15 protein-coding genes, 1 rRNA gene and 2 pseudogenes are annotated in these 19,282 nt (G+C 39.7%); 13 read left to right on the top strand and 5 right to left on the bottom strand.

Annotated elements, in window-relative coordinates; translation table 11 throughout:
* The 6 genes and pseudogenes from rrf to FTU80_RS15275 all read left to right on the top strand — a co-directional run.
* A 5S ribosomal RNA gene (gene rrf, locus FTU80_RS15300) occupies positions 1-100 on the top strand; the annotation flags it as partial.
* Positions 101-731: 631 nt separating this feature from the next.
* Entirely contained in the window at positions 732-2,105 is a 1,374-nt protein-coding gene (locus FTU80_RS15295) for an MFS transporter (RefSeq protein WP_180085980.1), read from the top strand.
* A gap of 360 nt (positions 2,106-2,465) precedes the next feature.
* Positions 2,466-3,911, top strand: coding sequence for an aldehyde dehydrogenase family protein (locus FTU80_RS15290; protein ID WP_180085978.1), 1,446 nt, complete (start codon positions 2,466-2,468; stop codon positions 3,909-3,911).
* Positions 3,912-4,028: 117 nt separating this feature from the next.
* Positions 4,029-4,540, top strand: a pseudogene (locus FTU80_RS15285) (DUF1287 domain-containing protein).
* A 367-nt stretch (positions 4,541-4,907) separates the two neighbouring features.
* Positions 4,908-6,392, top strand: coding sequence for a sodium-dependent transporter (locus tag FTU80_RS15280; RefSeq protein WP_180085976.1), 1,485 nt, complete (start codon positions 4,908-4,910; stop codon positions 6,390-6,392).
* 1 nt (position 6,393) lies between these two features.
* Positions 6,394-6,501 carry a methionine/alanine import family NSS transporter small subunit gene (locus FTU80_RS15275; protein ID WP_078194501.1) on the top strand — a complete coding sequence of 36 codons (108 nt, stop codon included), beginning with the start codon at positions 6,394-6,396 and terminating at the stop codon, positions 6,499-6,501.
* Between the two features lie 74 nt (positions 6,502-6,575).
* On the opposite strand, the gene rsmB is transcribed toward FTU80_RS15275, so the two are convergent.
* Both rsmB and fmt read right to left on the bottom strand, forming a co-directional pair.
* Positions 6,576-7,883 carry a 16S rRNA (cytosine(967)-C(5))-methyltransferase RsmB gene (gene rsmB / locus FTU80_RS15270; RefSeq protein WP_180085974.1) on the bottom strand — a complete coding sequence of 436 codons (1,308 nt, stop codon included), beginning with the start codon at positions 7,881-7,883 and terminating at the stop codon, positions 6,576-6,578.
* On the bottom strand, positions 7,883-8,842 hold the full coding sequence (gene fmt / locus FTU80_RS15265) for a methionyl-tRNA formyltransferase (protein WP_180085972.1): 960 nt from the start codon (positions 8,840-8,842) through the stop codon (positions 7,883-7,885). The genes rsmB and fmt overlap by 1 nt, the downstream gene beginning before the upstream one ends.
* 437 nt (positions 8,843-9,279) lie before the next feature.
* On the opposite strand from fmt, the gene ilvD (FTU80_RS15260) reads away from it, so the two are divergent.
* The 6 genes and pseudogenes from ilvD (FTU80_RS15260) (at position 9,280) to FTU80_RS15240 (ending at position 16,536) form a co-directional block, all read left to right on the top strand.
* On the top strand, positions 9,280-11,109 hold the full coding sequence (gene ilvD, locus FTU80_RS15260; protein ID WP_111885144.1) for a dihydroxy-acid dehydratase: 1,830 nt from the start codon (positions 9,280-9,282) through the stop codon (positions 11,107-11,109).
* Positions 11,110-11,796: 687 nt separating this feature from the next.
* The gene (ilvD, locus tag FTU80_RS15255; RefSeq protein ID WP_180085970.1) at positions 11,797-13,482 is read left to right on the top strand and encodes a dihydroxy-acid dehydratase; all 1,686 of its coding nucleotides are present in this window, start codon (positions 11,797-11,799) and stop codon (positions 13,480-13,482) included.
* Between the two features lie 151 nt (positions 13,483-13,633).
* The gene (locus FTU80_RS15250; RefSeq protein WP_180085969.1) at positions 13,634-14,956 is read left to right on the top strand and encodes a hypothetical protein; all 1,323 of its coding nucleotides are present in this window, start codon (positions 13,634-13,636) and stop codon (positions 14,954-14,956) included.
* Positions 14,937-15,224, top strand: a complete 288-nt coding sequence (locus tag FTU80_RS15245; protein WP_180026224.1) for a chorismate mutase — start codon at positions 14,937-14,939, stop codon at positions 15,222-15,224. The genes FTU80_RS15250 and FTU80_RS15245 overlap by 20 nt, the downstream gene beginning before the upstream one ends.
* Before the next feature lie 175 nt (positions 15,225-15,399).
* A pseudogene (locus FTU80_RS16500) lies at positions 15,400-15,705 on the top strand (DUF6508 domain-containing protein); the annotation flags it as partial.
* 27 nt (positions 15,706-15,732) lie between these two features.
* Positions 15,733-16,536 (top strand): GIY-YIG nuclease family protein, encoded by an 804-nt coding sequence (locus FTU80_RS15240; protein ID WP_257221580.1) that lies wholly within the window; start codon positions 15,733-15,735, stop codon positions 16,534-16,536.
* 69 nt (positions 16,537-16,605) lie between these two features.
* On the opposite strand, the gene nadS is transcribed toward FTU80_RS15240, so the two are convergent.
* The 3 genes from nadS to FTU80_RS15225 all read right to left on the bottom strand — a co-directional run bounded on the left by nadS (position 16,606) and on the right by FTU80_RS15225 (position 17,956).
* On the bottom strand, positions 16,606-16,878 hold the full coding sequence (gene nadS, locus FTU80_RS15235; RefSeq protein WP_180078947.1) for a NadS family protein: 273 nt from the start codon (positions 16,876-16,878) through the stop codon (positions 16,606-16,608).
* Positions 16,871-17,191: a type II toxin-antitoxin system RelE/ParE family toxin gene (locus FTU80_RS15230; RefSeq protein ID WP_002126330.1), complete on the bottom strand. Its 321-nt coding sequence runs from the start codon at positions 17,189-17,191 to the stop codon at positions 16,871-16,873. Before FTU80_RS15230 ends, nadS begins: the two co-directional genes overlap by 8 nt.
* Before the next feature lie 156 nt (positions 17,192-17,347).
* Positions 17,348-17,956 carry an FMN-dependent NADH-azoreductase gene (locus FTU80_RS15225; RefSeq protein ID WP_078194113.1) on the bottom strand — a complete coding sequence of 203 codons (609 nt, stop codon included), beginning with the start codon at positions 17,954-17,956 and terminating at the stop codon, positions 17,348-17,350.
* A 98-nt stretch (positions 17,957-18,054) separates the two neighbouring features.
* Here FTU80_RS15225 and FTU80_RS15220 point away from each other — a divergent pair, with 98 nt between their 5' ends.
* The gene (locus FTU80_RS15220) at positions 18,055-18,966 is read left to right on the top strand and encodes a LysR family transcriptional regulator (RefSeq protein WP_078194112.1); all 912 of its coding nucleotides are present in this window, start codon (positions 18,055-18,057) and stop codon (positions 18,964-18,966) included.
* Positions 18,967-19,282: the final 316 nt, after the last annotated feature.

Here is a 19,282-nt window from a genome sequence, read left to right as displayed (position 1 = left end):
AAGAGTGAACCACCTGATCCCTTCCCGAACTCAGAAGTGAAACCTCTTAGCGCTGATGGTAGTGTGGGGTTACCCATGTGAGAGTAAGTCATCGCCAGCTCATTATTCGAAACACCCCCTGACTAGTGCAGGGGGTGTTTTTTTATGCCGGGAAAAGGAAAGAAAAAAATAATAAAAAAAGCAGAAGCACAAAACAGGGAGATGATAAAAATATTGATAGATTGAGACTTGAATTATTTAAACATGGATGATTATTAGACAATAAACGCATTTAAAAATCATCAATTGAGGGAATTCTCAGCCTAAAAATGTCGGAAAACCTGAATGTAAGTTAGCTAAAACAACAGTTTAAATGCCTAATTATCGACTTAAGTGATGGCTGATGACTTATGATTTAGAAATCTACGACTTAGATCGTAGAACTGCGATTTTTTTCTATAAAATTTGAGTTTTATTCTGACAATTTTCATATCAAATAATCTATCGTCTGATTGTGATTTAGCTTCTAATAACACATTGATAATTAATCATTATAAAAACTAGACCCGCAGTCCATCGACTTTTTTATGTATAAATATTTCAAAAATATTCGAGTTTTTATGACATTTTCTTCCCAAACAACATGGATATATGTAAAAGGTATGGATCTATACCTTTGTAATTTTGGACAATTTACATTGAAAAACGGCATTGTAGCGAAAAATAAAACTCACAATTGGAGGTGAGGTTCAATGTCTACAAGCACAATGAATGTGAATAGCGTTGTCGATAACGCTAAGTTCACAAAATCGCATTTCAGTATCATGATGTGGTGTCTAATTCTTATTTTATTTGATGGTTATGACTTAGCGATCAATGGTGTTGCGCTGCCTTTATTGATGAAAGATTGGGGATTAACAGCTGTTCAGGCAGGCATGCTTGCGAGTACAGCACTTGCAGGGATGATGTTTGGTGCCATGATGTTTGGTACTTTGGCTGATAAGATTGGCCGTAAGAAAGTCATCATGATCTGTGTATTTTTATTCAGTACATTCACATTTCTAGGCGGTTTTGCATCAAATCCTACTGAATTTGGTGCTTTACGTTTTATTGCTGGACTTGGCATTGGTGGAGTATTACCGAACCTTGTGGCATTGACGTCTGAATATGCACCTAAGCATCTACGCAGTACTTTAGTGACCACTATGTTCAGTGGTTATGCAATGGGTGGCATCATGGCCGCTCTATTTGGTTCATGGTTTACTGCGGATTATGGCTGGCAAATCATGTTCTTCATTGCGGGTATTCCACTGTTACTGTTGCCATTTGCTTGGAAGTTTTTACCTGAATCGCTCACATTTTTGGTGAAGGTGAATCGTCACGATGAAGCTCGTAGGATGATTCAAACCATTGCACCAGAGCAAACGGTGACTGCAAATACTCAACTTGAACTGACTGAAGTTGCTGTTCCGGGTGGAGCGTCTGTTAGAGCATTGTATAAGCAAGGTCGTGGCATAAGTACGATGTTGTTTTGGCTATGCTTCTTTATGTGTCTATTAACCCTGTATGCATTAGGTAGTTGGTTACCAAAACTAATGATGGCCGCAGGTTATTCGTTAGGTAGCAGTTTGACGTTCTTATTGGCGATGAATATTGGTGCGGTAATTGGTACGATTGGGGGAGGTATCTTAGCGGATAAGTTCCATTTAAAACCGGTGATCATTACATTATGTGTAGCAGGTGCTGTGGCATTATCTTTACTTGGCTTTAATTCTCCACAGCCTGTGATCTACCTTTTGGTTGCAGTGGCAGGTGCATCAGCAATTGGTTCTCAAATTTTACTCTATAGCTATGTTGCACAGTATTATCCGCTGTCTGTTCGTTCGACAGGAATTGGTTGGGCATCTGCTGTGGGGCGTACAGGTGCGATTGTTGGTCCGATTCTGATCGGCTATTTATTATCACAAGAATTGCCACATCAAATTAATTTTATGGCTGTGGGAATTCCAGTAGTCATCGCAGCGATTGCAGTGTTCTTTATTCGCAAAGCTCAAACGGATGAAGAAGTTGCTGCTTTAGAAAATGTGAATAAGGCTTCAGTGAAAACACAACGTTCATATAGCTAAATCATAGATTTAAAAAGCCCGTCATTTGATGGGCTTTTTTCATGTTGTATTCACATTTTTTATTATTAATTTAGTTTGGAAGAATTTATTAATATTATGATAAATAATGAGATTTTTTATTTTAAATAACTTTTCTAATTTAATGTCATTGTTATATAGAGACTCGATCATCATTTTTTCAGTGCAAGCATAGATCTGAAAATAGGGATGGTATTCAGGGCAATTAGGTAGCTGAGTTTGAGGCTTGTGGTTCATTTTGTTACTTAAATATAGTGAACTCTGTGTTCAGTCAGCGCATGATAGAGGGCATAGATTTATTCACATTTATCAATAATGTCTCAAGATCATGGAAATATCGTCATGTCCAAAGCCGTACAAGATATAAAAGACTATCCGCTCTATGTTGCAGGTAAAGCAGCGACTACCGATCAGTGGTTAGAAGTGGATCAAAAATATACCCAAGACGTATATGCACGCGTTGCACTCGCAGATGCTGCAACCATTGAAAAAGCCATTGATTCAGCGGTTAAATCTAGCGCTGCAATGGCGGCATTGGAACCTTTTCAAAAACAAAAAATCTTACTGCACTGTGTTAAACGTTTTAATGAAATGCGTGCAGAATTGACTGAAATTTTAATTGCGGAAGGTGGAAAACCGCGTAAAGCCGCAGCTGCTGAAGTTGAACGTTTAATTAATACCTTTCAAATTGCTGCCGATGCTGTCACACAGATGGATGATGGTCGCATGATCCCATTGGCGGTTACCGCAGCGGCATCTGGCTATCAAGGCATGGTCAAACATGTGCCAATTGGTCCTGTATCGTTGATCAGCCCGTTTAATTTTCCGATCAATCTGACTGCGCATAAAATTGCACCTGCCATTGCCGCAGGCTGTCCATTTGTGTTGAAGCCTGCAAGTTTGACGCCTATTTCAGCTTTAAAAATTGCGGAAGTTTTAGCAGAAACGGATTTACCAAAAGGTGCCTTTTCGGTTTTACCTTGTCCACGTGAACACGCAGATGTCTTGGTCACAGACGACCGATTTAAACTGCTCAGCTTTACCGGTTCCGATGTTGTCGGCTGGGATATGAAAGCGCGTGCGGGACGTAAAAAAGTGACTTTGGAACTTGGTGGTAATGCTGCGGTATTGGTTGAGCCTGATACTGAAATTTCAGCGGCATTTATTGAACGCTTAGTCGGTGGGGCGTATAACCATGCAGGGCAAGTGTGTATCAGCGTACAGCGCATCTTGGTGCATGCTGATATCTATGCCGATGTGAAGAAAAAACTCGTGGCGAGAATGAAGCAGCTTAAAGCCGCTGATCCTCATTTAGAAAGTACCATGGTCGGTCCAATGATTAAGGAAGCAGAAGCAACACGCGTACATAAATGGGTCGATAAAGCAGTAAAAAAAGGTGCCAAAGCATTGGTTCGTGGTGAACATCAGGGTGCATTGCTCGATCCAATTTTATTGGAAAATGTCGATGAATCATTGGAAGTGTATAAAGATGAAATCTTTGGCCCTGTAGCGATTTTAGAAAAATACAAAAATTTTGAAAAAGGCATCGCCAAAATTAATAGTAGCCGTTTTGGCTTACAGGCGGGTGTCTATACGCAAAATTTGAATAAAATGTTGTATGCCTGGAATCACTTAGATGTCGGTGGAGTGATTATTAATGATATTCCATCTTTCCGTGTCGATAACATGCCATATGGTGGCGTAAAAGATTCTGGCTTAGGTCGTGAAGGGATTCAGTCTGCCATTCGAGATATGCAAGAAGAACGCGTATTGGCGATAAAACTGTAGCCGTTTAAACATGGGCTTGGTTCAGCATGGATCTGTTCGAAGCCCAGTTTTTGAATCATTGCAAAAATCTAAAGTGAATAAGAAAAAATGAAACGAATTTTATTATTGGTCAGTTTGATGACCGTGAATATGGCTGTCTTTGCCTTTAACGCCACTCAAATGGTGACGGATGCACGCAGTCAGATTGGGAAAACCTTATATTATGATCCTGCGTATACTGCACTGCGTTATCAATCAAGGGTGTTTGTACCGACGTGGTAATTCGTGCATTACGACAGCAAGGAATTGATTTACAAAAAGCCATTCATGAAGATATGAAAGCCAATTTTAAGCAGTATCCACAAAAATGGGGCTTAAAAAGTACTGATAAAAATATTGATCATCGGCGTGTTCCCAATATTCAAACCTGGATGCTACGTCAGGGCTTTGTTGTCAAAGATAAGCAGTATTTGGCCGGAGATATTGTCACTTGGGACTTAGGGCGTGGTTTAGTGCATATCGGTGTGGTTTCAGATCGTAAAGTGAAAGGTAGCGGTGTTCCGCTGATTATCCATAATATTGGAGAGGGCACACAGGAAGAAGATATTTTGCATGCCTATCAAATTACCGGACATTATCGAGTGAAATAACTTTAAAAATTTAATTGGAAATAAAATATTCCTAAAAGTTATATTATTGATAACTTAAATTGTATGAAAAATAAGCTGATTAAATGAACATTTAAGCCTAAACACATTATAAAAATGGAATATTTGCCGTAGAAATTACAGAAAAACTTAAAAAAAGTGAGTATTGTTAATTCATACAAAGGGAAAGTTATTTGTGGTGTTTTTAACCAAAATGCGCATGTAATTTTTCTGTTTGCAATTTGGTATAGACGCTCACAAGGTATCTCACCAGATCAAACACCCAGAATTTTATTTTTATGGTTCTTTTTTTGCTCGCGATATAACCATAACAAGCAGCAGTTAAAGATGCCTGAGGTTTAGGTGTTCTATGTCAGATAATCGTGAAAACTGGTCGGCACGATCAGGATTTATCATTGCCGCTATTGGTTCCGCTGTAGGTTTGGGAAATATTTGGCGTTTCCCTTACGTAGCATATGAAAATGGTGGCGGTGCATTTTTAATTCCCTATTTAATTGCAATTTTTGCAGCGGGTTTGCCTTTATTATTCTTAGATTATGCAGTGGGGCATAAATTCCGAAAAGCTCCGCCAACTGCATATAAAAAACTTATGAACAGTGAGGCATTAGGTTGGTGGCAAGTGATGGTGACACTCATCATCGGGATCTACTATGCCAGCGTATTGTCATGGGCCGGCAGTTATATTTTCTACTCAATTGGTCAAAAATGGGGTGAAGATACGCAAGGCTTCTTCTTTAATACCTACTTGCAAAATGCCGATGGAATTGCTTTTGGTTTTGTACCGACCTTATTCTTTGGATTGGTGATTGTTTGGGCGATTACCATGTTCATTTTATATGGTGGTGTGAAGAAGGGTGTAGAGCTTTCGAATAAAATCTTTATTCCATTGTTGGTGATTTTATTCTCGATTTTAGTGATTCAAGCAGTGCGTTTACCGGGTGCTACAGAAGGTCTAAATGCATTCTTTACACCAAATTGGGATGCGATGACTGACTATAAAGTATGGTTAGCAGCCTTTGGTCATATCTTCTTCTCGTTATCGATTGGTTTCGGGATCATGTTGACCTATGCGTCTTACTTAAAAGCAAAAACCAACTTGACCGGTTCAGGTGTAGTCGTTGCATTAGCCAACTCATCATTTGAAATTTTAGCGGGTATTGGTATTTTTGCGGCATTGGGCTTTATGGCGCATAGTGCGGGCGTACCTGTAAATGAAGTGGTTTCAGGCGGTATTGGTCTTGCGTTTATTGCTTTCCCGAAAATCATTTCGAGCTTGGGTACGGGCGGTGATTTATTTGGTTTCTTGTTCTTCTCATCACTTGCAGTTGCGGGTATAACGTCAATGGTGAGTATTTTGGAAGTGCCAATTGCGTCGTTCCAAGATAAATTCGGCTGGTCACGTAAAAAAGCCGTAACGATTGTGGCAGGTGGTTCTGCCATTGTATCAACCTTAATTTTCTCAACACATAGTGCAATTACTTTTGTTGACATTATTGACTACTTTGCCAATAACATTGGTATCGTGGCGGGTGGTTTGTTCTCGATTATCTTGGTGTCTTGGTTCCGTCGTCCATTGCTTGCGCAATTACGTGATCATGTGAATCAATATTCAAGTATCAAATTGGGCTTTGGTTGGAACTTCTTATTAACGGTTGTTACTCCGCTTTCATTATTAGTAGCTTTAGGATTAACCATTAAAGACGTTGCGTCTAAAGGCTATGGTGGTTATCCAGTTGACGTGTTATTGCCTGTAGCCGGTTTAGTCATTGCGATCTTTGTGCTTGGTGCGATTGTATTTAGTTGCATGAAAGACAAAAACCCTGAGGAGAAATAACATGAATACATCTGCATTAATCATGATGATCATTTCAATGGTTTTACTTTGGGGCGGTTTGATCTTAGCGTCGATCCATTTAGCAAAACATCCAGATGAAGAAGATTAAGCTTCATCGTTGATAAAAAAGGAACCCGAGGGTTCCTTTTTTATGTGGTACTAAAAAGCAAATTCTATTGTAGATTAAGCTGTTTTTTGAATGAGGCAGTAGAAGAAGCCATCGCCATAACCCACTTTCGGGAACAATTGACGACCATGGATTTGTTCAACACCCCAATCCGCTTCAATTTTAATTTCTTGGGCATCGGCATGATTTGCAAAGAACTCAAGCATTTGCTGTTCATTTTCAGCTTTCAAAATCGAGCAGGTGATGTAAAGCAGCGTGCCGCCGACTTTAAGCTGCTTCCACATGTTTTCCAAAATTTGTTTTTGTAACACTACAGTTTTTGCAATGTCGCCCGATTGACGTAGTAAACGTATATCAGGATGACGACGCATTACACCGACAGCAGTACATGGGGCATCGAGCACGATGCAATCAGCAAGTTCAGGAGCAGTATAGGTGACGGCATCGGCAGTTTGGATTTCGACATGTTTACCATCGAGATCCAAACGATCAAGGTTTTCAACCACACGTTTTAGACGCTTTTCATCTTGATCCAGTGCAATGAGTTTCTTCGGTTGGAAAGTCTCTAAAATATGTGCGGTTTTACCACCCGGCGCAGCACAAGCATCAATCACAAATTTACCATCGAGATTTGGTAATAGTGTTGCACACAGTTGAGCATGTTCATCTTGTACCGAAAAACCACCTGCTTCAAAGCCCGGTAAGCTTGGAATATGTAGGCTTTCGTCCATCACAATACCGACATTAGAGAGTTCACAGCGATGTGCATCGATGCCTTCATCTTCCAAAATATCAAGGTATTCGTCACGGCTGACTTGGCGTGTATTAACACGTAAAGTCAGTGGTGCAATTTGCTTAAGCTCATAACTAAGTTCATCAAATTGTTCGCCCCAGTCTTTTTTCAGACGTTTGGTTAACCAACTTGGTAAATTGGTGGCTTGTTCAAGTACGTCGTAGAACTGTTCTGTTTCACGTGTTGCACGGCGCAAAATTGCGTTGATTAAGCCACTTAGACTTCCCATACCCAATTGTTTTGCAGCTTCCACCGTTTCAGAAATTGCAGCATGAGCTGCGACACGGGTACATAACAATTGGTATAAACCGAGGTATAAACAGGTTTCAACCACTTGGTTATCTACCGGTTTAGACAGAAGCGGTAAAGTCAGTTGTTTCAATGCATACCATTGACGTAAACAACCGAGCACCAATTCATGGAATAACGCACGGTCTTTATCTGACACGATATTCATTTGCTGCGCGAGTACCGATTGCAGCGATTGACCATTTTGGACAGCCAATAACGTCTTCACTACCTGAGCACGTAAATTAAGGTCTCGGGTCGAGGCGTTGGGAGATTGCTTCATTATAAAATTTGTCCAATAGTCAATTTTTGGGTTTGTAAAATTTGTACAGGGTTGAGTGGTTTAGCACCTGGCCATTGTAAAGAGGTCAAAATAATCACGCTGCCATTGGCACAGGCAACGTGTATGCCTTTTTTGTCGATGGCAATGATTTCACCTGCTTGAGCGTTCGGTGCAGACACAGCAGAAAGTTCAGAATGCCAAACACGTAAGTTGTTTTGTTCATCCAACTGAATAAATGCTACCGGCCACGGATTAAAGGCGCGAATATTACGATCGATTTGTACAGCATCGATGGACCAATCAATTTTTGCTTCGGCTTTTGAAAGCTTATGTGCATAAACCGTTAACGCTTCGTCTTGGACTTCACGGCTGTCTAAATATTGCTGCAATGTTTGTTCAGTGTCTAAAACGGCAGCAATTGCAGTTGCACCTTGCTCTGCAAGTTTGTCATGCAAAGTTGCAGAGGTATCCGTTGCTTCAATCGGGCAGATGGTTTTATACATCATGTCACCAGTATCTAGTCCGGCTGCCATTTTCATAATGGTGACACCTGTTTCAATATCACCTGTTGCGATGGCACGTTGAATCGGTGCTGCACCACGCCAACGTGGCAGCAATGAGCCATGAATATTCAGGCAACCATATTTCGGGGTATCTAGCACCACTTGCGGCAAGATCAAACCATAGGCTGCAACCACCATAACATCGGCATTTAAGGCCTTTAATTCCGCTTGTGCGGCTAAACCTTCTTCAGTCGATGATTTGAAATGAAAGGGTTGGTAAACAGGAATATGGTGCTCTAAAGCCAATTGCTTTACGGCAGAAGCTGTGAGTTTTTGTCCACGTCCAGCTTTGCGGTCAGGTTGAGTGTATACCGCAACAATTTCATGTTGTGTGTTGAGCAATGCAGCTAGTGCTGTTGCGGCAAATTCTGGCGTACCGGCAAAGATGATTTTCAAAATGAATGAACCGAATCTGTGTTGAATATGTGGATTATAGCAAATGATTAATGCGTAATTTAGAACATTAGAAATTGATTTTTGCAACTTTGAAGCTGTCCAAGCTCAATGATTTCATAACCCAAAATCGCAAATTTGCAATTTTTAAATAAATTATATTTATATAAAATTTAAAAATTATTCATGAAAGTTTTGTATTGTGCAGCCATTGATGGCGGTATAGTAGATTTCAGTTAAAAGATTTTTGTCGTCAAATCACTCGGTTTTATTTATAGACCCATCTGCCCAAATCTCAGCTTAAAAAGCCATCTTTAAAAACAATGGCTTGGTGTATGATAGGTTTAAAATTCGACTGATTTTACATCATTGTCAGTATGATTTAGCCAGAGTGAATCTGTAGGATTCATTTCAAGCTCAAACTTTGTTGGAAATATAAAATGCCTGACTATCGTTCAAAAACATCGACACACGGAAGAAATATGGCGGGTGCGCGCGGCTTATGGCGCGCAACTGGTATGAAAGATGAAGACTTCGGTAAACCAATTATTGCCGTCGTGAACTCATTTACTCAATTTGTACCGGGTCACGTTCATCTTAAAGACCTTGGTCAACTCGTGGCGCGTCAAATTGAGCAAGCAGGCGGTGTAGCCAAAGAGTTCAATACCATTGCGGTTGATGACGGTATTGCGATGGGTCATGACGGGATGCTGTATTCATTGCCTTCACGTGACTTGATTGCAGACTCTGTTGAATACATGGTGAGCGCACACTGTGCCGATGCCATGGTATGTATTTCCAACTGTGACAAAATTACTCCAGGGATGTTGATGGCGGCAATGCGTTTGAACATTCCAGTGGTATTTGTCTCTGGTGGTCCAATGGAAGCGGGTAAAGTTAAAATCCGTGGTAACGACAAAGCCATCGACTTGATTGATGCCATGATTGTGGCTGCAGATGACAACTATACCGATGAAGAAGTTGCTGAATACGAACGTTCTGCATGCCCAACTTGCGGTTCATGCTCAGGTATGTTCACCGCAAACTCAATGAACTGCTTAACAGAAGCATTGGGCCTGTCTTTACCGGGTAACGGCTCTACACTGGCAACACATGCAAACCGTAAAAAATTATTCGAACGCGCAGGCTCTTTAATTGTTGAATTGGCTAAACGTCACTATGAACAAGATGATTACAGCGTATTGCCACGTGAAATGGTGACCAAAGCCTCGTATGAAAATGCCATGACTTTAGACATCGCGATGGGTGGTTCAACCAATACCGTTCTACACTTGTTGGCTGCAGCCAATGAAGCTGGCGTTGATTTCACGATGGACGACATTGACCGTTTATCTCGTAAAGTGCCTGTACTCTGTAAAGTTGCACCTGCGAAAAACGACGTACATATGGAAGATGTACACCGTGCTGGCGGTATCATGTCCATTCTCGGTGAATTAGACCGTGCAGGCTTATTGGACACATCTGTGGGTACTGTTCACGAAGCAAGCTTAAAAGATGCTTTAGATAAATGGGACATTATCCGTACTGAAAATGAAGACGTTTACCAATTCTTCCGTTCAGCACCAGGCGGTGTACCAACGCAAACTGCATTCTCACAAGATCGATATTATCAACGACTAGATGGTGACCGTGAAAATGGCGTGATCCGTAATGCTGAACATGCGTTCTCGAAAGACGGTGGCTTAGCTGTGCTTTACGGCAACATTGCGCTCGATGGTTGTATCGTAAAAACTGCGGGTGTAGATGATTCAATCTTGAAATTCAACGGTACTGCACGTGTGTTTGAAAGCCAAGATTCAGCAGTAGAGGCGATCTTGGGTAATGAAATCAAAGCCGGTGATGTGGTGGTGATTCGCTATGAAGGCCCACGTGGTGGTCCGGGTATGCAAGAAATGTTGTACCCAACTAGCTACCTGAAATCGAAAGGTCTAGGCAAAGAATGTGCGTTATTGACTGACGGTCGTTTCTCGGGCGGTTCGTCAGGCCTGTCTATTGGTCACGTTTCACCTGAAGCAGCAGAAGGTGGTGCAATTGGTTTGGTGGAAGATGGCGATTTAATCGAAATTGATATTCCAAACCGTACCATCAACTTAGCTGTTGATGAAGCAACCATGGCGGCTCGCCGTGCAGCGCAAGAAGCTAAAGGCTGGCATCCTGTGGAAGAGCGTCCACGCAAAATTTCGAAAGCATTGAAAGCGTATGCAATGCATACCACGAGTGCGGCGAAAGGCGCAGTACGTGAAATCTAAATTTTAGATCTCCAAATAAAAAAGCACTCCACATGGGGTGCTTTTTTAATTTACATCTACATAACTTGCATTGGATACGAGGAAATGTCATCCGCAACTGTCTGAGGCAAACGGTAATTTAAAAGTGAATGTTTCTGCGATCATTTTTTTAGTTGCAAACAGTTGCCGAGTTTTGCGGATGACAAATGGTTTTGGTTACTTTTGCCGAAACAAAAGTAACATACGAGCTCCGAAAATTAGCTTTTATAGAGGTAAGACTCCGCTGTAATCAGCTTTTAAATGAAATAATGGGACAATAATTCTAAGTTATAGATTTCTTAATCTGATTAAAAATAATGTTTCTTGAAGCAACTAAATAAAATTTAATAATTAGTGGATGTCATTAAAATTCTAAAAAGACAGCCTCGAATAGTAGCTATAATTTATATGGCTTTGTGTAGGCAATCCCTTACTTTTGAAAGATCCAAAGTAACAAAAATCTTTTGTTCTCCTGATATTGCATCCCTGCCATACAGGAAAACAGCGACATCCATGTCGCTTTGTCATGTGATTGAATGGTATTGCATGCGCTAAAAATCTCTTTTGTTGAGATGTAATTTCTTTTACATGCCGAGCGCTTTCTATACAATAAATTTAAAAGAACCCGCCAAAGCTGAAGCCAAAATCAGCCATCGCCAAGGAAGAACAATGAGTAAAAATAATATCCGCGAACATTCAGCACCTGTTTATGACGGCATAGAAAATGCGCCTGCACGTTCCATGATGCGTGCCACGGGCTTCCAAGATGCCGACTTTAAGCGCCCATTTATTGGTATTGCTTCGACTTGGGCCAACGTCACGCCGTGTAATATGCACATTGATGGATTGGCGCGTGAAGCTGAAAGCGGGGTGAATGCTGCAGGCGGGAAAGGCATTATTTTTAATACCATCACCATTTCTGACGGTATATCCAACGGTACAGAAGGCATGAAGTATTCATTGCTATCGCGGGAAATCATTGCCGATTCCATTGAAGCTGTGGTGGGCTGTCAGGCCTATGATGGCGTAATTGCCATAGGCGGCTGCGACAAGAATATGCCAGGCTGTATTATGGGTTTGGCGCGATTAAACCGTCCGGGCCTGTTTATTTATGGTGGCACCATCAAACCCGGAGCAGGTCATACCGACATGATCTCGGTATTTGAAGCAGTGGGTCAGCATGCCAAAGGCGAAATTAATGAAATTCAAGTGAAGCAGATTGAAGAAGTCGCGCTGCCGGGGCCGGGTTCGTGCGGCGGTATGTATACGGCCAATTCGATGGCTTCAGCGATTGAAGCCTTAGGCATGAGCTTGCCAGGTTCATCGGCGCAGGAAGCAGTTTCAGCAGATAAAATTGAAGATTGCCAACGCGCAGGTGAAGCCGTGATGAACCTGCTGCGTCTCGATATTAAGCCGCGCGACATTATGACCAAAGCCGCTTTTGAAAACTCGATTAAAGTGCTGATTGCTTTAGGCGGTTCAACCAATGGCGTACTGCATTTGATTGCCATGGCGCATACCGCAGGCGTGGAACTGTCTTTGGATGATTTTGTGCGTATTGGCAAAGACATACCAGTGGTGGCCGATGTGCGTCCATCGGGTAAATATTTAATGTCGGAACTGATCGCCATTGGCGGCATTCAACCGCTAATGAAGCGCATGCTGAAGGCAGGTATGCTCGATGGTTCTTGCCTGACGGTCACGGGCAAAACTTTGGCGGAAAACTTAGCCGATGTAGAGGATTATCCTGAAGGACAGCAAATTATTTTGCCGTTTGATGCACCTATCAAAAAGGATTCGCACTTGGTGGTACTGAAAGGAAATTTGTCGCCGACGGGTGCAGTGGCTAAAATTACCGGTAAAGAAGGGCTGTATTTTGAGGGGCCTGCGCGGGTATTTGAGGGTGAGCAGGGTGCCATGCGCGGTATTTTAGATGGTGAAGTACAAGAAGGCGAAGTGGTGGTGATCCGCGGTGTTGGACCCAAAGGCGGGCCGGGCATGCCTGAAATGCTGAAACCGACTTCAGCGATTATTGGTAAAGGTCTAGGCCAATCTGTTGCACTGTTGACTGATGGGCGTTTCTCGGGCGGCAGCCATGGTTTTGTGATTGGACATGTGACACCAGAAGCCTATGAAGGAGGCCCAATTGGCTTGGTCAAAAACGGCGATAAAATTTCAATTAACGCTGAAACCCGTGAAATGACTTGGCATGTGGCTGAGGATGAAATTGCTGCACGTCGCGCGGCCTGGGTCAAACCGAAACCAAACTATACCCACGGCGCTTTGGCTAAATTTGCCAAGTTGACCTCTGGTGCGGAAAAAGGTGCGGTGACTGACCTAAATCTAGACGTCTAATCCATTGTTAAACATTGAACATTCAGCCCTGACTTGATATAAGTTTTGCACAAGGCTTATATCTCATTTAAAACAGCTTCATAATAGAAGTTGAATTTTAAGCATGTGCTGGCAGGTTCGGCACAATTCATCATTTTGAGGCAAAAAACGCATGTCACTGTTACGCCGTTGGTTCGATCCAATCCGATCGAGTTGGTTTTATCAGAAACCGACCCGACAAGCGGTGTTACCCACGGAACAAGGTCTGAGTGTTTATCTTCGACTGGATGATGTCTATAGCTATTTGGCTGCGCAGCAGCTGCCTCAATTAGAGGAAATTCTCAGTGATGAAATCAAACCACTGAAAGTGATTATTTGTCGTCAGAGTGCTGAACCTCCTAATCAAATGTCATCGATAGAATGGCAACAATATTGTCTGAATGATGCCCAAATTTTAGCGCGGCAGCATCGTTTTAGTTTTCATGAAACACCTGAACAACCGACCGCTGAAGCTTTAGAACAAGCCGAAATTATTCTAAAAAATACCCCATTACGCGGCCAAGACTTTCTTTATTTACTTGAAGATGTGTTCCACATGTTGTGGCAAAAGCAGTATGGCAAGCTGAGAACACTGTACGCGATGGCCAGCCGTCATCATAAAGCGCAAGATTTTCCAGAACGGATCTTTTCTGACTTACCAATTTTGACGGGGTATTTTGAGTTTGGTGAACGTAAGTACCATGCTGTAGATGATTTACTGCGTTTAACGCGCCGTTTAAAACAACAAAAGCTCCTGACAGATAACCCGATCTTTATGATCAATCATATTGAATGGCGTGAGCACCTGATCAGTGATGCAGAAGAGTTGAATGAAATTCAGGGACTTGATCCTGAGCTTGATCTCTACATCGCGATGGAAGATCCGATTTCATGGTTACTGTTGGCTTATATTCGTGAGGAATTGGCGGACTATTATAATATTCAGCTGAATGTGTATCCATTGTCGTATCACGGTCGAGATTTGTTTGACTGGAGTTTGGCAACACGTCTGTCTAAACGGACAGAAGTTAAGTTCACGCCATTTTGCCGGCCTACAGAAGCTGCGACATTAGCTATGTCACAGCTTTACTACAGTGCGCCTGAAGAGCAACGTATTGATGTGATGTATCGCATTTTGGAAGCCGTATGGACCAAAGGGCGTGATTTATCCTTCAAAGCACATTTTCAGGCTTTACAGTATGAGTTAGAGATTTCTGAACTGACTACTGACGATATTGCTGAAAAATTAAAAGAAAATGATATGCACTGTGAGATGAAGTCACAGCCCGATTTTCCTGTTTTAGAATTACGTATTGCAGGTCAAAGCTATGTATTTAATAGCTTATACCGCGTATGGATGATTGAAAGTATTTTCAGTAATGTGTTAGAAGAGAAGTATAAAAGTGAAAACACCGCTGAAAGTGAAGCCAGAGAAGATGAAGAAAGTAAAAGTTGAGTCATTAGAGCAAGCCCGTGCACAGATTGATGTGATTGATCAGGGGATTATTGAGCTCATTGCTGCACGTCAGTTTTATGTCGATCAAGCGGTGCGTTTTAAGCGTTCAGTACAGGATGTTCAATCACCAGAGCGTGTCGAAGCGGTAATAAGTAAAATTCGTCTACAAGCCACAGAGCACGGTGTAAATGCAGATATTGTGGAACGTTTATACCGCGATATGATTCAGCATTTTATTCAACGTGAGTTGAAAGAGATTCGTCCATAGTTGGGACCGATTTGAATTTCGTATAAGCTCTATTATGTTAAATGGGGGAAGTGTAATCCATCTTATGAATAACGACATATTCTGACGTATATGTAAGTTTTGGCTATTAATTGAACTGATATATTGTTGTTTTTATTATAAATTATTAAAAATTAGTTACATTGAAAAAACGATTATGACTACATATACATCTTTATTGCAATTAATAAGTGATTTAGAAGAGTTAAAATTAGATCAGAGCTTACCTATAGAAAAAATTGAAAGTCGTTTCATTGAAGCAATGAAAGATAAGATGGTTTTCAATTATCAAGAAGTTTTATCAAAATACGTAAAGATAAGTGAAGATATAATCGCTACTTTTGATCAAAATAAAATCCTAGCTTTTTTAACTTCGGTTATTCGTAATGAACGTTTTATAGAGGGTACTCTCTCTCATAGTTTACGTTCAGGATTAGTTTTAGTGGCATTAGAAAAATTAGCTGTATTAGTGAATACAAAGCATAAAGTCATGTTAAATGATATTTTACAAATCAAAAACTTAGATAATGTAAAAATTAGACTGAATGTTATGTTTGGTGGAAATTGGAATCCAATAGAAGTATTTAAAGATGGGAATATGGATGAGATTCTGAAGGGGCATTATTGGAACTATAGTTCCAAAAAATCATATAAAGATGGTCAAACAACTATAGGGCTTATCCGAATCAAACCAAATGAAGATTTATGGTTATTGATTCATGTTGGGAAAATTACAAAGGATCTGAATAAGTTCAATGATGTAGGCTATGAGTTTGAGGTTTTAGAACAATATCGTAAGTATTTTGGACGAATTATTGTTAAGTATAAAAATTCATCACAGACACTAATACGGAATGCTCTAACGATCATTAATGATTGTGAAATTCATCAAATATTGCCTGATGTTTTTGATAATGATCTTTTCTCTGGATATGAAAGTGTGAATGTCTCATGGCAAGAATTAACACGAGTAATTGATAAAGAGTCGTGGAAGACTGCACTACAAAATCAAAAAGCAGTGTATTTAATCACTGATATTTTGAATGGGAAAAAGTATGTTGGTTCGGCATATGCTGAGAATATGTTGCTTAATAGATGGCAAAATTATGTTAAAAGTAGACATGGTGGGAATGTTCAACTAAAGCAGCTTTCGAAGGAACACATTGAAAGTAACTTTAGATATTCGATATTAGATATTTTTAAATCGACAACAGATGATAAAGTTATATTAGGTAGAGAGAATTGGTGGAAAGATACGTTATTAACAAGGAAATTTGGTTACAATTCTAATTAGAAAATTAAAATAATACACGTTATACGAAGTCAAAAAATGGGAGCTAAGCTCCCATTTTTAATGAATTTTTTAAATAAGATTAGGATGTGTATCTAAAATTCGAATCAATGTTGCAGCTGGTCCTGTTGGATAGCGTCGGCCTTGTTCCCAGTTTTGCAGAGTACGATGGCTAATGTGGAGACGTGCTGCAAATTCGCTTTGACTTAAACCAGTTTTTTCTCGCACTTCCTTAATATCTGGTAATTCAAGTTCGGTCGTTCGACTAGCTTGGATCTCTTTGCGCTTGATTGCTCCTGCTTCTTTAATCGAAGCAACTAAGTCATCAAATAAGTTGTTATCCATGAAATTGCTCCTTCACGAGTTGGCGCAGAATGGCGGTTTCTTTATCCGTTAGATTATCTTTTACAGATTTTGGATAAGCCACCAAGAAAAAGATTTGATCATCCTCATTTACCCAATAGTAAATTACTCTGATACCGCCACTTTTGCCTTTATTACCTTGAGCACAACGTACTTTTCGAATGCCACCGCCATTCTTGATTAAGTCACCTTTATCTGGCTGAACCAATAGATCTTGTTGAAGTTGACGATATTCCTCATCAGATACAAGGTCTTTGATTTGCTTGGTAAAGATACTGGTTTCAATGAATAACATAGATTCTGTGTACGTCAATGGCGTACAAGTATTCTAGCAGTTTCCACATCAAAAAACGAGAGCTGCTGCTCTCGTTTCGTATAACCGCCATTATGTTAAATAGGAACCTTAGAACAATAGAAAATTATAATTTCATTGCCATAAGGAAGAATATACTTACAATCCTACGTTCGTTTGTAAAGCAATTTGCTGTGAAGCTAATTCAAGTGCTTTAGATTTCCCTAATGGTTTAATATCAGTGCCTTCAGCATATATAAAATCTACCTTATCAATACCAATTAATCCTAATACTGCTATTAAATATGCTGTAACAGCATCTGTTGGAAGATCTTGATGAAAACCACCACGTGAACTAAAGATAATTGATTTAACACCTTTAATTAATCCTACGGGTGCGGTTTCTGTATATTGAAAAGTTACTCGTGCTCGTGCAATTAAGTCGAACCAGTTTTTTAATTGGGTTGGTACATTTAAGTTATACATTGGTGCTGCAATCAATAATAGATCACAATCTTTCAGCTCTTGAATAAATTGATCAGAGAGAGCTACTGCTGCTTTTACCTCAGGTTTTTCATTCGCCTCTCCACGTAAGGCATTAAATATCTCTAAGTTTAATACTGGTAAGTTCATAGCTCCTAGATCATGTTCAATTATTTGGTCAACATAACCACTTTGCTTACGTCTATATAAATATTTATTAATGAGCTGATTACTTAGAGATTTTTCCTGCATAAAACTAGATTTTATAACTAAAATTCTGTTCATAGTAAGGTTCCTAATATGAATTTTAATTAGATTATCATTGATAAATTGGATACAAAAGTGATAATAAATCAACTCATTGATTCCTAATTGGAACTAATATGCGTGTTAATGATCTGAAAAGTTTGATGGCATTTATTAGTGTTGTTGAACAAGGAAGTTTTACTAAAGCATCAGAAAAATTACATCTGACTCGTTCCGCTGTCAGTAAGATGATTTCAAAGCTTGAGGTACAGCTCGGAGTAGTACTTTTTAACAGAGATACACGTCATTTAGCTCTCACAGAAGAAGGTAGTATTTTCTATGAACATAGCCAGCGGGCTGTACAAGAATTATTAATAGCTGAGACATTATTTGAAAGTAATAATCAAAATATTCAGGGAATGATACGTATCTCTATGCCTGTATTATTTGGACAAAAGTTCATAGTTCCGATATTAAGAGACTTAGCAGATGAACATCAAAATTTGAATATGGTTCTTTCTTTTAATGATCGTTATATTGATTTAATTGAAGATAATTATGACCTAGTGATAAGAATTGGTAATTTAGAAGATAATAGTCAATTAATGGTTAAAAAGATTTCTGAGCATGCAATGTGGCTCTGTGCCACACCTGAATATTTAAAAAGATACCAGGTTCCTGAGAGCATCAAAGATTTAGATAACCATCAGACTATTGGATATTTGAAAAATGGGCAGCTTGAAAAGTGGATATTTCAAAGTTCTCATCATAAAACTATGAAATATTTGCCAAAAAATAAAGTTCAAATGGATGACATAAAAAGCATATTAGATTATGTACTAATGCATGGAGGAATTGGTTGGTTACCTTCCTGGTTGATTCAAGAATATATACAAAGTGGTCAATTAATACACCTACTTACTAACTATTCAAGTACTAACTATCCTATTCAAATTGTATGGAAAAGATCAAATTTCTTACCAATACGTGTTCGTACTACCATTGATAAAATAGCTTCATCAATACAAAAAGATAGCGTCATTAAATAAGATTTATAAGAGAGGAATTCTAAATTGATAGTAATACAAAATCTTTCTAGTTTAATTTTTAAACACGGATTTATTAAGCTTTCCTAAAATTAACATAATACACCTTATACGAAATTCTTGAAATTTTCCTATAAGTATCAATATTTTATTGAAAATCGTTCCAGTAAACAGCATATTGGAACGGTTTTTATATCACTATTCCACCAATACGCTTATAACTTATTCAAAATCAGAAGAGTTTGTTTAGCCCATCTACGCTATCTGTTTTAGATGCTATAACCTAGCCTCAATTTTTCATTGAGGCTCTATTCCAAAA

The sequence above is a fragment of the Acinetobacter sp. YH12145 genome, assembly GCF_013418335.1.
Taxonomy (GTDB): Bacteria; Pseudomonadota; Gammaproteobacteria; order Pseudomonadales; family Moraxellaceae; genus Acinetobacter; species Acinetobacter amyesii.
Note: the sequence above shows the minus strand (reverse complement) of the source record. Positions and strands in the feature narration are given on the sequence as shown.

Excerpts from the sequence above, each read along its gene's own strand:
- FTU80_RS15225 (WP_078194113.1), bottom strand. The coding sequence starts at position 17,956 with ATGAACAGAATTTTAGTTATAAAATCTAGTTTTATGCAGGAAAAATCT.
- nadS (WP_180078947.1), bottom strand. The coding sequence starts at position 16,878 with ATGGATAACAACTTATTTGATGACTTAGTTGCTTCGATTAAAGAAGCA.
- FTU80_RS15290 (WP_180085978.1), top strand. The coding sequence starts at position 2,466 with ATGTCCAAAGCCGTACAAGATATAAAAGACTATCCGCTCTATGTTGCA.
- FTU80_RS15295 (WP_180085980.1), top strand. The coding sequence starts at position 732 with ATGTCTACAAGCACAATGAATGTGAATAGCGTTGTCGATAACGCTAAG.
- FTU80_RS15250 (WP_180085969.1), top strand. The coding sequence starts at position 13,634 with ATGTCACTGTTACGCCGTTGGTTCGATCCAATCCGATCGAGTTGGTTT.
- FTU80_RS15275 (WP_078194501.1), top strand. The coding sequence starts at position 6,394 with ATGAATACATCTGCATTAATCATGATGATCATTTCAATGGTTTTACTT.
- FTU80_RS15240 (WP_257221580.1), top strand. The coding sequence starts at position 15,733 with ATGTTAAATGATATTTTACAAATCAAAAACTTAGATAATGTAAAAATT.
- FTU80_RS15220 (WP_078194112.1), top strand. The coding sequence starts at position 18,055 with ATGCGTGTTAATGATCTGAAAAGTTTGATGGCATTTATTAGTGTTGTT.
- ilvD (WP_180085970.1), top strand. The coding sequence starts at position 11,797 with ATGAGTAAAAATAATATCCGCGAACATTCAGCACCTGTTTATGACGGC.
- FTU80_RS15245 (WP_180026224.1), top strand. The coding sequence starts at position 14,937 with ATGAAGAAAGTAAAAGTTGAGTCATTAGAGCAAGCCCGTGCACAGATT.
- ilvD (WP_111885144.1), top strand. The coding sequence starts at position 9,280 with ATGCCTGACTATCGTTCAAAAACATCGACACACGGAAGAAATATGGCG.
- FTU80_RS15230 (WP_002126330.1), bottom strand. The coding sequence starts at position 17,191 with ATGTTATTCATTGAAACCAGTATCTTTACCAAGCAAATCAAAGACCTT.
- FTU80_RS15280 (WP_180085976.1), top strand. The coding sequence starts at position 4,908 with ATGTCAGATAATCGTGAAAACTGGTCGGCACGATCAGGATTTATCATT.
- rsmB (WP_180085974.1), bottom strand. The coding sequence starts at position 7,883 with ATGAAGCAATCTCCCAACGCCTCGACCCGAGACCTTAATTTACGTGCT.